Source organism: Crocosphaera chwakensis CCY0110, from assembly GCF_000169335.1.
Lineage (GTDB): Bacteria > Cyanobacteriota > Cyanobacteriia > Cyanobacteriales > Microcystaceae > Crocosphaera > Crocosphaera chwakensis.
The window spans coordinates 1-14,482 of the sequence record NZ_AAXW01000031.1 but is presented as its reverse complement, the minus strand read 5'-3'; the positions used below and the strand labels follow the sequence as shown (position 1 = coordinate 14,482).

20 protein-coding genes are annotated in these 14,482 nt (G+C 35.7%); 18 read left to right on the top strand and 2 right to left on the bottom strand.

Going from position 1 to position 14,482, the window contains the following annotated elements:
- The first annotated feature begins 782 nt into the window (after positions 1-782).
- The 9 genes from CY0110_RS17400 (at position 783) to CY0110_RS17360 (ending at position 7,130) form a co-directional block, all read left to right on the top strand.
- The gene (locus CY0110_RS17400) at positions 783-1,751 is read left to right on the top strand and encodes a hypothetical protein (protein WP_008276821.1); all 969 of its coding nucleotides are present in this window, start codon (positions 783-785) and stop codon (positions 1,749-1,751) included.
- Positions 1,732-2,073, top strand: a complete 342-nt coding sequence (locus tag CY0110_RS17395) for a hypothetical protein (protein WP_008276820.1) — start codon at positions 1,732-1,734, stop codon at positions 2,071-2,073. The genes CY0110_RS17400 and CY0110_RS17395 overlap by 20 nt, the downstream gene beginning before the upstream one ends.
- Before the next feature lie 232 nt (positions 2,074-2,305).
- Positions 2,306-4,066 carry an IS1634 family transposase gene (locus CY0110_RS17390; RefSeq protein ID WP_456297540.1) on the top strand — a complete coding sequence of 587 codons (1,761 nt, stop codon included), beginning with the start codon at positions 2,306-2,308 and terminating at the stop codon, positions 4,064-4,066.
- Positions 4,067-4,224: 158 nt separating this feature from the next.
- Positions 4,225-4,434, top strand: a complete 210-nt coding sequence (locus tag CY0110_RS17385; RefSeq protein WP_008276818.1) for a DUF4314 domain-containing protein — start codon at positions 4,225-4,227, stop codon at positions 4,432-4,434.
- 127 nt (positions 4,435-4,561) lie between these two features.
- Positions 4,562-4,999, top strand: coding sequence for a hypothetical protein (locus CY0110_RS17380; protein WP_008276817.1), 438 nt, complete (start codon positions 4,562-4,564; stop codon positions 4,997-4,999).
- 23 nt (positions 5,000-5,022) lie between these two features.
- Entirely contained in the window at positions 5,023-5,298 is a 276-nt protein-coding gene (locus tag CY0110_RS17375) for a hypothetical protein (RefSeq protein ID WP_008276816.1), read from the top strand.
- Between the two features lie 99 nt (positions 5,299-5,397).
- Positions 5,398-5,841 carry a hypothetical protein gene (locus CY0110_RS17370; protein ID WP_008276815.1) on the top strand — a complete coding sequence of 148 codons (444 nt, stop codon included), beginning with the start codon at positions 5,398-5,400 and terminating at the stop codon, positions 5,839-5,841.
- Between the two features lie 216 nt (positions 5,842-6,057).
- Positions 6,058-6,732 carry a hypothetical protein gene (locus CY0110_RS17365; protein ID WP_008276814.1) on the top strand — a complete coding sequence of 225 codons (675 nt, stop codon included), beginning with the start codon at positions 6,058-6,060 and terminating at the stop codon, positions 6,730-6,732.
- Positions 6,733-6,797: 65 nt separating this feature from the next.
- The gene (locus tag CY0110_RS17360; RefSeq protein WP_008276813.1) at positions 6,798-7,130 is read left to right on the top strand and encodes a hypothetical protein; all 333 of its coding nucleotides are present in this window, start codon (positions 6,798-6,800) and stop codon (positions 7,128-7,130) included.
- Positions 7,131-7,219: 89 nt separating this feature from the next.
- On the opposite strand, the gene tnpA is transcribed toward CY0110_RS17360, so the two are convergent.
- Positions 7,220-7,621 carry an IS200/IS605 family transposase gene (gene tnpA / locus CY0110_RS17355; RefSeq protein WP_008276812.1) on the bottom strand — a complete coding sequence of 134 codons (402 nt, stop codon included), beginning with the start codon at positions 7,619-7,621 and terminating at the stop codon, positions 7,220-7,222.
- A 52-nt stretch (positions 7,622-7,673) separates the two neighbouring features.
- Here tnpA and CY0110_RS17350 point away from each other — a divergent pair, with 52 nt between their 5' ends.
- The 8 genes from CY0110_RS17350 (at position 7,674) to CY0110_RS17315 (ending at position 13,482) form a co-directional block, all read left to right on the top strand.
- A complete protein-coding gene (locus tag CY0110_RS17350; protein WP_008276811.1) occupies positions 7,674-9,227 on the top strand; it encodes an RNA-guided endonuclease TnpB family protein in 1,554 nt (517 codons plus the stop codon).
- Between the two features lie 243 nt (positions 9,228-9,470).
- A complete protein-coding gene (locus CY0110_RS17345) occupies positions 9,471-9,851 on the top strand; it encodes a DUF1257 domain-containing protein (protein WP_232285747.1) in 381 nt (126 codons plus the stop codon).
- Positions 9,851-10,045, top strand: a complete 195-nt coding sequence (locus CY0110_RS17340) for a DUF2997 domain-containing protein (protein ID WP_008276808.1) — start codon at positions 9,851-9,853, stop codon at positions 10,043-10,045. The genes CY0110_RS17345 and CY0110_RS17340 overlap by 1 nt, the downstream gene beginning before the upstream one ends.
- 86 nt (positions 10,046-10,131) lie before the next feature.
- Positions 10,132-10,452 (top strand): hypothetical protein, encoded by a 321-nt coding sequence (locus tag CY0110_RS17335; RefSeq protein ID WP_157464600.1) that lies wholly within the window; start codon positions 10,132-10,134, stop codon positions 10,450-10,452.
- 70 nt (positions 10,453-10,522) lie between these two features.
- Positions 10,523-10,843: a KTSC domain-containing protein gene (locus tag CY0110_RS17330; protein WP_008276806.1), complete on the top strand. Its 321-nt coding sequence runs from the start codon at positions 10,523-10,525 to the stop codon at positions 10,841-10,843.
- Between the two features lie 59 nt (positions 10,844-10,902).
- A complete protein-coding gene (locus CY0110_RS17325) occupies positions 10,903-12,381 on the top strand; it encodes an AAA family ATPase (protein ID WP_008276805.1) in 1,479 nt (492 codons plus the stop codon).
- Positions 12,382-12,444: 63 nt separating this feature from the next.
- Positions 12,445-12,819, top strand: coding sequence for a hypothetical protein (locus CY0110_RS17320; protein WP_008276804.1), 375 nt, complete (start codon positions 12,445-12,447; stop codon positions 12,817-12,819).
- Between the two features lie 66 nt (positions 12,820-12,885).
- Positions 12,886-13,482: a hypothetical protein gene (locus CY0110_RS17315; protein WP_157464599.1), complete on the top strand. Its 597-nt coding sequence runs from the start codon at positions 12,886-12,888 to the stop codon at positions 13,480-13,482.
- A gap of 98 nt (positions 13,483-13,580) precedes the next feature.
- Here CY0110_RS17315 and CY0110_RS17310 read toward each other — a convergent pair whose 3' ends face one another.
- Positions 13,581-13,826 (bottom strand): hypothetical protein, encoded by a 246-nt coding sequence (locus CY0110_RS17310; protein WP_157464598.1) that lies wholly within the window; start codon positions 13,824-13,826, stop codon positions 13,581-13,583.
- A gap of 170 nt (positions 13,827-13,996) precedes the next feature.
- Here CY0110_RS17310 and CY0110_RS17305 point away from each other — a divergent pair, with 170 nt between their 5' ends.
- Positions 13,997-14,362, top strand: coding sequence for a hypothetical protein (locus tag CY0110_RS17305; protein WP_008276801.1), 366 nt, complete (start codon positions 13,997-13,999; stop codon positions 14,360-14,362).
- The last annotated feature ends 120 nt before the right edge of the window (positions 14,363-14,482 follow it).

Here is a 14,482-nt window from a genome sequence, read left to right as displayed (position 1 = left end):
AATCAAAACTTAAAAATAATAAAAATTTATCTTCGCTATAGCTTTGATTCAGTTATCACGGCTATTAGATTTAGAAAAAAGACAGGATTAAATTGGTTTTTATATACTGCTTTATTTTCTTCAGTTTGCTCGATTTTTTAAGTAAAGTGTTGGATATAGTCTATTTGATATACGGAGGCTATGCTATATTCTTAGGAACCAGAAACTTTATGAAGTATTTTTTAAAGGAAAAATTTGAGCAACTAGAATCCTGTTACAAAGATCCTGAATTTAGAGATTTGTCCTACTTTATTCCCAATTTTAAAACTAACTTACAATTAATAACTATCTTCTTGGGAATGTTCGGATTCTTAATTAGTTTTCTAATTGATCTGTTTATCTAAATAATAGAGTTCTTTGAAAAATAACAGCATTACAACCGTCTCAAGTTGATTGTAATTGATAGGCAACGTCTAATGCTATTTTCTTTGAGGAAAATAATAAAACTTCTTCCATTTTTTTCTCTGCCTTTATTCCTAAAATAATGATAGCTGACCTAAATACTTTTTATCTAATTATAGTATATTTATTCGTATTTTTGTAAGTTTAATGAATTATTTTTTAAAGTTCTAAACTAATTTTTTAGTTAGTTATTATGGTAACTTGACTCGATATTGATTATTATTAAATTTTGAGTTAAAATGGTTATACCCAATAAACTTAACTTTGTTTACTGTTAATAAATTAATTCCTACATAATATCAAGAATCAATTAAAAAGTAAGTCTTAATTAGTATTAAGAAATGTCCCCCAAACCCCAAATCCGTAGCCTTAAAAAGAAACCCACCAGCCCTGATCAAACAACAGTATCAGTAGCGACAGAGGAAACTATAGAAGATAATCCAACCGTCGCACCAAAGCAGAAACAGAAATCTTTAACTCGACCCCCAGAAGAAACAGCCCCGACAACTGTTGAGGGTAATGGAGATAACCCAACCACCTCAGAACCAGAAAATAACACAGAAGCCACAGAAGCCTCAACAGATGAAGCTACAACAGAAAAACCCATATTTCAAGGGATTGGGACTCTCCAGGGAAAACTACAGAAAGACGATGAGGGTAACTTTTTTATTCGGTTAGGTGGCAAGCGTTACGACCTCTACTTTCAAGGATATCGCTATAAAGCTTGGTTGAAACAAGTAGAGGCTAACCCCGATCAAACCCTATTCTTTCGTGTGTATCCCAAATGTTTAATGATTCCGAGGAAACCCCCCAAAATTTACTTTCAGGTGGCAGCATGGGAAGAGGAAAACCCTTGGAATGAAGAACCCGGACAGTTTAGGCTCAAAGGTATCTGGCAATTTGTTCCCCAGGTACGAACACCCGTGATATCAATCTACCGCAACAAAGGTGCAGAAGATCCCAAGGGAAAATTTAAAGCAGCCCATATTCCTGTGTTGATGAGACGGGACGACGAATCTGCACCCTTCCGGTTTAACCCTAAAATAGCCAAAGAAGAGTTACCCCCTCGGTGGTTTATTCAGGGATTGTTTAAGTTCATTCCTTCGAGGGATTCTTTTGGGTTTTCAGAAGATTTGGAACCACCAACAAAGGAGATTCCTTGGTATAAGAAACCAGTCAAAAACAACGATATTTCTAGGAAAACGAATGAGAAAGAGACTGAGAATAAATCCGAGAAACCGTCAGTAAAAAAAGTAGAAAAGCCAATAAAAAACAATAAGGAGAACAAAAATGAACAATCAGAAAAATAAGCATATTGCTGAACAAATTGCTAAGAGTTTTAACAACAATAATGACGAGAGTTTTATTAAAGGTAATTTTAAAAAGTTTGAAAAAGCTATAAGAAAAATAAATCAACAAAACCAATTGACTTCTTTAGAACAAACTGGGTTTATCGAAGGAGATGGAAAAATTTTAGCAGATTCTTTTACTCCAGAAGAAAAACAAGTATTGACATTTTCACCCTATAAATACCCTAATTTTCTAGCAGAACAAAGTCCTGAATCTTTGAAAAAACAGCTTTTACAAACTTTTGATATAGATTGGCTTAATCCACCTGATTCTGAGTCTTAATTTTATTATATAAATAGATAATAATCCTAATAATAAAAAGGAAAAACCAATTGCTATTTATCAGCAATTAGCCTCCTAAAACACATATTACTTATAGTAATAGTATATCATAAATTTATAAAGTAAACAATCAATCTATTGACTCACCGTTCGCTTAAATCGAAGGGGTGAGGTGGGGAAAAAGGGGTAAAATCCTTGTAGAGTCAAGTGTTGGGCAACAAGGAGTCGATTAATTACGGCACAAACACATTCGGAACGAATAGATGATCTCCCCTTAATTATTTATTGGCTAAAACAAATGAAGATTGCGTCAATCATAGATAATCAGCTAGCCGCCCCTCATGGCAATCGCAAAGGATTAAGTTACGGGCAACTAGCGGTGTTATTATTAACCTATATTGTGAGTGAGGCAGACCATAGAATTTGTTGCCTAGAAACATGGGTATCAGAGCATCAAAGAAGTTTAAAAGCAATAACTGAATGGGAAATCCGAGAAAAAGAAGCAACGGATGACCGTTGTGGAGACTTATTGAGAATTATTGGACTAACAGAAGCCCTTCCCCAGATGGAGATGTCATTATCCCAACATTTGGTCAAAGCCTATGAATTACCCACATCTCAAGCGAGAAGTGACACCACCAGTTTTTCGGTATATCATCAAATCTCAGAAGACGTTGAAGAAGAATCGCTGATTAAATTTGGGTATAGTAAAGATAAACGACCTGATTTAAGACAATACCGCCAAATGTTGGCAACATTAGACCCATTGGGAATGCCATTATTAGGAGCCACTTTAGCCGGAAATGGGGGAGATGAGTCAGAATATCTGCCAACGTGGAGAAAAATGAGAGAAATCTTGGGTCATAGAGAATTCCTATATTTAGCAGATTCTAAAGCGTCAACTTGGTCTAATCGAGCTAAAATTCAGGGAGAGGGGGGAATCTATTGTTTTCCCTTAGCTATGACTCAACCTCGTCCAAAATTATTAGCTGATTGGGTGAAAAATCCCCCAACAGAAGTGATTAAAATAGTCGAAAAAGCGGATGCGGAACTCCGAGGTTCCCTCGGAGATTATCCGCACCAAGCAGATGAGGGGGAATCAGAGGATTTAGAAATCGGTAAGGGTTTTGAAGTGCCATTAGGAAATATTTGGGTTGAACCTGAAACTGAAAAACGTTATCAATGGGAAGAAAGATGGCTAGTTCTTAAATCGAATGCCTTGGCATCTCGTCAAATAAAGGGTTTAGAAAGTCGTTTAGCTAAAGGAGAAGAAGCCTTATTATCCCTACAAAAAAGACCAGGTAAAGACGAGAAAAGATTAGAACAGAAGATACAAGAAATTGTTAAAAGTTATCGTTTAACTAAGTATGTTGAATACTCAATAGATAGAAATATTAGCTATAAAAAGGTCTATAAAGGTCGTGGAAGTCGCAGTGAAGACTCATCCTATCGACGAGTTCGCCAGATAAATTTAATCTTAAACTATCAACGTTTGTCAACTGAAATTGAGTCTTTTAAGACAGTGGCAGGTTGGCGTTTATATGTAACGAATGCCACATCAGAAAGACTATCTTTGACAGAAGCCGTGCAAGCTTATAAACAACAATGGCAACCAGAAATGGGTTTTCATCGCTTTAAAAAAGGTCGTTTATCTGCTCTACCGATTTATTTTCGAGACGAGAAGAAAATTAAAGGATTAATGTTTTTGTTAACGATCGCTCTCAGGGTTTTTACTTTGATGGAATTTGTGGTGCGTCGTCAATTACATCAATCTCAGTCTAGTTTAGCTCGACTCTACTCAGGAAATCCTAAACGCACCACTAAACGTCCCACTGCTGAAAAGATGTTAAGGGCTTTTAATAACATCACTTTGTATATACATAGAGATGACTCAATAGAAATTTCTGGACTCAACCTCGTACAACAAAAAATCTTAAGGTTAATGAATGTAGAGGAGTCTATTTATACTACTGACTACTTTGCTTCTGGCTAAAATTGGGTGACTTTTTTCGCTCAACCCCTGACTGGACAAACTTTTTTCCCTGTTTGACCGAACCTCACTTGGAAAAATGAGCGAACGGTGAGTATTGATTTTAAATTTTTTTGGCTTCCGCCAACTTTTAAAATAAAAAAGCTAAGACACAAAATCTAATGAACGTCGAAACAATTAAACAAAAATATCAACCCAAAACTAGAATTAAGTTAATATTTACCAATGATCCCTACACAAAACTTCAACCTGGATCAGAGGGAATCGTAGATTTTGTAGATGATACAGGGCAAATTCACGTCCTTTGGGATTCAGGATCAAGATTAGCCTTAATTCCTGAAGAAGACAAATTTAGAATTATTAAAGACTAATTTTTTTGTTGAATAAAATTTTAAAAACTGAGATTAATTTCTCGGTCTTTTTTTGGCTACGCCAATTTTTGAGAGTGAAAAAAGGGTTAAATTAACCCTTTCTATCAAACATCATTCACTTTTAATTATGGCACAACAATTGATACAAATCGTAGAACATCAAGGAATTCCTTATGCTGAATACAGAGAAGAACCAGATCGCTCAGATTTGATCGAAATTCAACAGAAGAAAAAGGAAATTGTCATAAAAGTACAACCATCCTTTCCCGATGATTTCTACGAATACCCCGAACCCAAATATGCTGTAGGACAAAAAGTAGTAATTGCTGATGATTGGTACTATTGCTCTGAAAATGGTATTGATTTTCATGATGAGTATGAAATTTATACTATCTCAACCATTCGATTAGTCGAACCGACTTCTCGTACTAGCAAAGGCTTAACAAGTCCTCCTTATTTCTTATTTGGAATTTATGGATTTAAGAACAAAACCGGTTATGAATTAACTTGGTTTCCTGAATCAGAATTTTTGACTCTTGATGAATTAGAAAGCAAAGAATTTTAAGTTAGAAAAAATAGGAGAAAAACATGAGCCAATATAACGATTTCTTTAAGGAATTAGTTACCGATGTTCCTTACGATTTAGCAGTTCAATTAAAAGATTTACCCAAAGCTGAATGGGCTGAAATAACACAAGATTGGTTTCTAGAAAAGCTTTATATTGGAAGTTATGAAACCCTAGAGCAAGATCAGCCTTTGTCTGAACTTTGGGAGGTTTTAATTGGAGAAGTTGATTGGGATGTTGTGGTTAAACTCATCACGAAAACTAAAATCAATAAAGCCATTAAATCCATAGAAGAATAATCTTCACACTTTGGTTTTAAGGGAGATAATTCTCCCTTATTTTTTGTTACTGGCGTAACTCTAATTGGGAATTATTTTCTCTTAATTAGGGTTAGTAAAATGAAAGAAAGACCGATTACAATGATTTTAGCTTGGGCAAGTTTAAGTGTTGCTGCTAAACATCTAAAAGATTTGCAATTAGATGATGAAACAGTTAATTCTTTATTGTTAGAACTAGAGACAGCAGCTAATCTAACAGAGGCGTTTAATCGCGTGTGGCGCAGTATTCACTGGAATTCTTCTAGGAAAGCGACCAAAGTGAGAGTGACAAGAACTTTACGAAAAATGGCTGAAATGATCTTCGATCACCTGGAAGAAAGTGTAAGACTTTTTGATCAATTATGCGATGAACAATCAAGATTTCAAACTATTCCTCTCACCGATGATTGGTTAAAAATCAGAAATTGCTTAGAAAGAGGTAAGAAAGAGTTTGATAGAACTCAAGGAAAGTTCATTGAACCTTTACCTTTAATGAAATACTTAAAAGAGCAAGAAAATAATTGAAGGAGTAACTAATGGAAAGATTACCATTTTATGTTGACCTAAGAAATCGTCTTGTTAGTCTCAAAAATTCACTAATCAAGCCGAAAAGAGCCTTACTATTAAGGCTCTTTTTTTTCATTGCTGACGCAATTATTTTCAATGAAAACATTAACTAAACTATTCATTCTCTACGTTTCAAATAGTTTAGTCAACTCACTATTTAGGAGATAATTAATCATGTCTAGCTTACAGAAATTTATTGACAATCAAGCCGAAGCTGTTGAACAATCCTTAGAAGCAATTGCTTCTTTACAGCGACAACTCAACGAAATTCAAGGACAAGTTCGAGTCCAACAGCAGATTAGCCAAGCCCAAAAGACTGCTAATAAAGAAGTAGAAGATTGGCTCAAACAAGGACGAAAATTATTTAAGGATCTTTGTTCAATTTATCCAGCCGAAGCATTAGAAGATTTGGCACAAGAAGTTGTTGAAATGAGCCAGGAAGTAAAAGAAAATTATAATGAATATCAAAAGTCTGCCAGATTTCTTAAAGGTGCAGAAGAAGACGAAGACGAAACAGAAACTGATGCAAAAGATTTACCCGTATTAGTAGAAAATTTACCCGATATCGATGATGATACACAAGTATTATTTGCCAGTCAAATTGAGGTAATTATTTCAGAGAAACCACCAGAAATTATTGACTTTATCAGACAACAATTTAACATTTCAGGGAGGATCAAGAAAATGTCTGCATTAACTCGAAAATTGGCAGAGAACCAACTCACCAGAAAACGACTTGAGCAATTCATCAAAGCAGCCGAACTGACCACAGGAGTAACGGGGATGAGAGTGTTAGCAACTACCAGTCCCAATGGTAATGGTACAAGTGGGAGGAATAGTCACGGTTAACCATTGACTTTTGAGTTAATGCAGATTATACTTTAATATAATCTGCATTAACTTGTTTGTTTAAGATGAACCCACTAGCTATTAAAGCCCGAATAGCTCAACTGAGATCGCTTGGAAAGGTGGCTGAACCCCACACTTGGATTTCAGCTACCAGTCTCATCAAAAACGGCGTAAAATATACTTATTATCGGTTGCTTAAAGGTTTTCGGGTAAAAAGTCACAAAAACGGTGAGCAATCCCAGAACAAGAAGCTAAAGACAAAAATGGTACAGTATTTGGGGACAGTTCATAGTGAAGCTTACAAAAAGCTGGTTAATTCAAGAGGATTTTATGAAAAACATAAAAGCAAAACAAACAATAACCCTATCCATGAGAGGGGAATAAGTCTTAAATATTGATAAAGATACAGGGGACGCGCTTGATAGCTCAGTAGCTTTAGCTCTGAGTGGAAAAGCAGTTGGAATGATTTATCATTCGAGTGGATAAATTAATAGTGATGCGGATCTTCAATATAGGCTCTTATCTTCTCACTACTAACCTTACCTGTAGTTTCATAAAAATATGAACGAGACCAAAGAGATGGTAGTTTTAATAGTTCAGGAAACTCTTTTCTTAGAAGTCTGCTCGACCTACCCTTGAATGCTTGCACTACTTGAGCAATAGAATCTCGACTGCTGTATTCAATCAGCAAGTGAACATGATCAGGGGCTACCTCCTGAGAGCGGATAACAAAACTATTGTCTTTGGCTACCTCTGCGAATATCTCTAGAAGGCGTTTTTTGACATCTCCTATCAGTACCTTTCTTCTTCGTTTTGGTATCCAAACCAAGTGAACGGTAGCTAATCCTACTGTATGATTTCTTCTGTTGAATTTTAGTTTTTCACTCATTTCTATTTGTCGATATCTTGTTTATATCGACAAATAGTAGTATAATGACCGTATGAAAGCAAGTACCCCATCCTTTGTTACCGAACTACCTTTAGTAGTTGACTCCCTTACTGAAAGAGAGTTACTGGCGAGGTTTCAAGCTGCTCGTCAGTTATATAATGCCTGTTTGGGGGAAACAAAAAAAAGGCTTCAAAGAGCAAGAGCGTCGTTAGAATGGCAGGAGGCAAAATCTCTCCCAAAATCTGCTAAAAATAAATCAAAACGCAATCGGCTTTACAAGGATGCCAAAGCAAAAGAGCTATATTCTGATTATGACATTCAGTCTTACGCTACCCAAACAGCAAAAGCATCTGATTGGATAGCTGAAAAGATTGATGCTCAGTGCCAGCAGAAACTAGCAACTAGGGCATTCAATGCAGTAGAACGAACCGTATTTGGTGGTGCTAAAAAACTGAGATTCAAAGTTCCATCACGTTTTAAGTCGGTAGAAGCCAAGAGCAATAAGCAAGGGCTTCGTTGGAAAGATAATCAGGTGGTCTGGGGTAAGCTAAAAGTTCCAGCGATAATTGATATCTACAATGAAGTTATCTGTCATGGGCTTTCTAGTAGAGTCAAATTTGTTCGATTGCTTTGGCGTATCCTTAACGGCAAACGTTGCTGGTATGTCCAACTGATTTGCGAAGGAGTGCCTTTCGTCAAAGAAAAGAACAAGGTAGCAGAAGGTTCAATCGGTATCGATCTCAACATCTCCAACGTTGCTTATGTGAGCGATGAAGATGCAGGACTTCTCCCCTTTGCTGAGAATGTTCCTACCTACCAAAAAGAGATAGCTCGTTTGCAACGGAAGATGCAGCGCTCCCAAAGAGCCAATAATCTTGACAAGTTCGAGCCGGACTTTGAGGCGAAGAAAGGAAGAAAAACTGTTACCAAAAAGGGAAAAGTTAAAAAAGGAGCCAAAACGAAACCTTGGAACCGCTCGAAAACCTACCAAAGAATCAGAGCGAAAAAAGCTGAAATAGAACGTAAACGAACAGCTTATGCCAAGTCCCAGAATCGTAGGCTAGTCAACGAAGTCTTACGCCATGGCAAACAAATCAAAACTGAAAAAGTTTCTGTCAAGGGATGGCAGAAACGATATGGTAAAGCCATAAAAGATAAATCCCCAAGTTTTTTCATGAGCGAACTAACCCGCAAGGCTGAAAGTGCTGGCGGTTTAGTAACAAGATTTTCGACTCAGAAAACCGCACTCTCACAAACCCACTTAACGGGGACTAGGATAAAGAAGTCTCTATCAGAACGGATTCATAAAGATGAGAGTGGATTTGAAATGCAGCGCGATCTCTTTTCTGCATTCTTGAGTCGTCACGTTTATGACGATACGCTTTCCTTGCGGGATGCTCAATCAGAGTATCCGGGGCTGGAGCCAGTCCTGATGGTGGCATGGGAAGCTAATAAAAGCTGCGAGATGAGTAGGCGCGTCCAAAAGTCAGGTGAAGTCATAGTCCCCTTAGAGCAGCTCGCCATTACGTCTGAAACCGACCGCCAGATAGCCCCCTTTAGGGATGCGACAAGCGGGCGACTACTTCAGGAATCTCAGTCGCTTTAGCGCTGAGTGGCTCAATCAAGGACTAATGTATGAATCAAATAATTTATCAACTCACATTGAAGTATTTTGGATAACTTCTAATGGTTTAATTTCTTGTTACCTATCCTTAGCTGAACTAGACGATTTAATCGAAGAAATCAAAAAAAATTAGCCTTTTCATTCAAACACTATCAAAGAATTTAAGCAACTTTTTTGTCTGGCGACAAAATCTTAATTGATATTAATTCAATTAAGGAGTTAATTATGTCGCACTTTTCGACAATTAAGACTCAGTACAATAACCGTAAAGTTTTGCTTCAATCCTTGAAAAATATGGGATTAAAAGTAACAGAGCATCAGCAACCTGTTCAACTTAACACCACTTGGAGTAGTCAAGGAGTAGCTCATCTTGTAGTAGAGCGATCGCAAATTAATAGTAGTAGTGATATTGGCTTTCTTTATGAGGAAAATACCTACAAATTAGTTTGTGATGATTACGATTTAAGACGGTCTAAATTGCCTAATTTTAAACAAGAGTTAGGCACTAATTATGCTGTTGCTACTGCTCAAAGATTGGGCTACAGAGTTAAACAACAAGAAACAATTAACGGTCAGGTTCAAATCACATTAAGAGGTAAAAGATAATGAATTCAGAAATTATAATTAACGTTGATGCTAATGGAAACTTTACGATTGAAGTTAAGGGTTCATCAGGAGGTAATTGTTTGTCTTTAACGAAGCCTCTTGAAGAAGCATTAGGGGGAGTAGATAATCGAGAATTTAAACCTGAATATCGACAAAATTCTCAAATCCATCAACAACAACATTTGAATCATTAAAGATAAAAGCAGGGAACTAACCCTGCTTTTTTTTGGCTTACGCCATTTTCAAGAATGAGATTTTGTCTAAGGATAAACTAACTACAATGAAATTAGAAAACAATAGACCGAAAACACCAATAGATTATCTGAGTTATCTCGTCTTTGAGGATGATAATGATTGGGAAGAAAACCCTATAGATCCACAAGAAAGACCGATAACTATTACTTTTTCTTCTTTTGCTACTGATGAGGATGAGATTGTTTTTGTTAGTCTTAAACCTAGAGTTTTATGTGGAGAAATAGTCAAATTTGATAATAAATCTCCATCTCTTGATATATATGTCCCTAAAGACCAAACAGGACTACTTGAGAAAGTGACTCCTAAACAAGATTGTCATTTATTAAGGAGATTACTTCAAGGTTAAAGCTTACTTAAAAAAATTAACAATACAGTGTGAGATTTTCTCACACTTATTTTATCATGGAGGACAAAAAATGTTTAGTAGTGAATTGGATATTCTTAGTCATTGTTTTTCAGAAAATGAGACTGAACAAGAGGAATTAATTGATGGTATTCTTATTAAAAGAATAGAGCATTTACCGTGTAAAGCGAGTACATCTATAGATGCTATCGGATATGACCATGAAAATTCAATTCTCTATGTTCAGTTTAAAAGTGGTGGAACTTACCGTTATTTTGAGGCACCATTAAGTCTATGGGGAAGATTAACGACTACCACTGGTTCTATAGGTAGATTATACCATCAAATTATCAAAGGTAAATTTAAAGGAGGGCAAGTTTCTAACTTAATTTAAGGATAAATATCATTTCTTGCGAAATAGCAGGGAATGATATTTTTTCTTATTTTTGTATTATGATCTTTACAGAATTAGAACATTTTGTTACAGCTAATTTTAGTCTTTTGGGAATTACTTGCAGTCCTAGTAGCGTTAGTTCTTTTACCAGAGAATTAACCGCTTATACTGCTAATTATCCTAACGGGGGCTATCAAGTCTTTTTCTGGACTTATGACAAAGGCTTAGGAAAATGTGGGCAACGAGAATTTAAGCCACTGCCTAATACCAATGATCCTCTGAACGTCTTAGAGCAAATCGAGGACACTCAAGATAAAGCTGTTTATGTCTTGCATAATTTTCAACAATTTCTAACAGGGCAAAAGGCAGATCCGTTAGTAGTTGCTAGATTATTTAATCTGGCACATAAACTTAAAATCACTCCTCAAACGATTCTCTTATTAGAAGAAGACATTAACTTACCAATGTTTGAGGGTTTGATTCATATTTTAGATTATGGCTTACCCAGTGCTGCGGTGATCAAAGCTTTCTTGAAACAACTGTTTAATCGCTTTCCTAAAGGTATAACTAAACCTCATGTTGGGGAAAAGTTAATCAGAAGTTGCCAGGGATTAACGATCGCAGAAATTAATGATGCTCTGAGGTTCACTCTTAAGAAATATCCCAACCTGAACCATGATGTTTTAGTACAACAAGTTAGCCAGTTTAAGCTCGCTAAGCTAAAACGATTAGGAGTAGAATTATCCAATGAACCCGATGTGAAAGTTGGGGGACTGAGAACCCTTAAAACTTGGTTAGCTCGACGCAAGAAACTCTTTGCTTCACCTAATAAGAAACTACCTCAACCTAAAGGGGTCATGTTAGTCGGAGTTCCCGGCTGTGGGAAAAGTTTGATCGCTAAGAACATTGGCTCTGAATTGGGAGTACCTGTAATGCACCTCGATATCAGAAGTTTGTACCATTCGTTATTGGGTGAAACCGAGAAGAATTTAAGGAGAGTTCTCAAAACCGCAGAAGCGATCGCACCTGTTTGCCTCTGGATCGATGAGGTCGAGAAAGCTTTTGATGCAGGTTCTAGTACCCATGATGGTGGAGTATCCAAGGGGGTTTTAGGAACCTTTCTAAATTGGATGCAGGAGAAAAAACAACCTGTATTTGTGGTTGCTACTGCTAATAAGGTTAATAGCCTACCACCAGAATTCTTACGCAAAGGCAGATTTGATGAGATATTCTTTGTTGATTTACCCAATGCCTCTGAGAGAGAGGATATTTTGACAATTCACCTCAAAAAGTTTGGCATTAATCTTAGTGTTGAACAGGTGCAAATGTTGATAGACAAAACCGAAGATTTCACTGGTGCAGAATTAGCCTATCTTATAACCGAAGCTGTGACTTTGGCTCATGCCGATGATAGAAAACTACGGTTTAAAGACATAGAAACCGTGCTAGGAGAAATCACGCCTCAAGCTAATAGAGATTACGAGAATATTGAACAAATTCGTAGTTGGGCTAGATTAATGGCACGTCCAGCATCATAATTGTCGCACAATATAGGGCTTACGCCCTTATTTTTTTTGAAGATAATTAAGGTCAAATCAAAAATGAGCTTTAAAGAGTTGATAAAAAACTTAGAAAACTTAAGAATAGAAGAAGAAAACAAACAAGGTTTTTGCTATCTTATTGATAAGCATTATGCTTCTATTGATGCAGTAGAAACTTTTAATGGTCAAGTGAAAAAACGCCAAGTCCACTGGATTTGTGAACAAAGAACTCACGGATATGCTTTGATTTTACTTAATGGTGTAACTGGACACGAAGGTTGGTATATTGATAAACATTTCATTGAAACTTTATCACAAGAAACAGACTGTAAATTCTTTACTGCTTGTCTCGGATGTTCTAGATATCCAAAATTAGAACTCGACTTATCTCAAATGAAAGAGGTTGTTATGCAGTTACATTCACAATTTAATTAGCTCAAAATAACTGTCAGAACTTATCCTGACGGTTATTTTTTTTTATGAAGTTATTGTCAAATAATCATGCCATACCCTTATTTGTTAATGCACCCAAATATTCCCAAACCTCTTCACGGAATGCCACCAAGGGAATTACTTTCTAGAAAGTGGTGGGAGCAAACCAAAGCAACAGCAAAGGCTAAATTTAATGCGTGTTGGAGTTGTGGGGTTTCTCCCTCTCAAGCTAAGTTTAGAAAGTGGTTAGAAAGCCACGAATGTTATTCTATCTGCTTTAACAGTGGACGAACTGAATATACAGGAACCGTAGCTTTGTGCCATTTTTGCCATAATTTTATCCACGATGGGAGACTCTTTGCCTTATTACAAAAAGGGAAAATTAGTGAAAGATATTACCTTAGTATTTTAGCCCACGGGAATACTTTACTCAAGGATTGGTTAGGACTTAAAACACCTTTCATTAAGCGTCCTTTTCAGCCTAATGAGCCATTTTGTTTCCGTCCTGATTGGCAGACTGTTCCAAAATTCAAGCCTCTCGGATGGAAATTCAATCCTAGTTTACCCGAAGCTACCTGGGAAGATTACCACTTAATTCTTGATGGCAAACGATATGAAAGAAAACATCAAACTTTTCAAGACTGGCGAGAATTTTACGGAAACTAATTTTAGTTAGATAATTAAGATACTATCAAACTAGAAAAAATGTTTCTAGTTTGATTTTTCTATTACAAAGATAAATGTTTTAATTTTAGAACTTATTTTTAGAGGTTAATTTCGTCATCTTCAAAAATTTTTGGAATACTCTCATTCCAGGTCAATAATGCCTCTCTGTCAACTTCCCACAAATTCGGAAACAAAATACTATTAACTTGTTCTTGTGCTTCAGTTGGAGGCAAAGACCATAATTGTTTTCTAGCTTCGATTTTAGCTTGATTTAATTCAACCCATTTTTTTTCATCAAGAATTTCAAAATCTAACGAGTTATCAAAGTCTTCTGAGTTTTTCATAACACTAATCACTAACAATTTTACTAATAAAATATTAATAATCAAAGCCACTTCATTTTATTTTACACCATTAACTGGTTAAAATACTTATAAAGCAGAGAAATTATACTTTACTTTCATTTTTTATTGCTGACGCAATTATTTATAATGATATTTATGAAAGTAAAATTATGTTACTAGAAATTAGAACTTTCAATGAAAGAGACTCTCAAAAAATCATTGAACTTCTTTCATCAAAAACTCAATCTCCCGTAGAAACATACAATTTTTTGATTGTTTATTCTGATTTTGAGCCTCGTTATTACACTGAAATTAAAGTAAAGGGAACTTTTTTAGAACTGTCAACTGAAATCAGAAAACTGGTGAGAGAATGCTGGATACAAAATCACGATAACCATGAAGAATGTATTAGAGATTTTGAAGTTAAAGACCAACAAGAATACATTAATTTGATCGGTGGTTTAAAAATTTGGAATCAAATTATTAATCAAAGAGAATCAATAAAAGAATCAGAAGAGTTTTGGGGAATTAGTTAGGTTAACAAAGAAGGTCATCTATGACCTTCTTTATTTTAAAAGGAAGTTATTGTGAAACAATTATCATTATTTAGATGGAGTTATTATTTATTAGTTTCTGATGATAATAACTATTTTTGG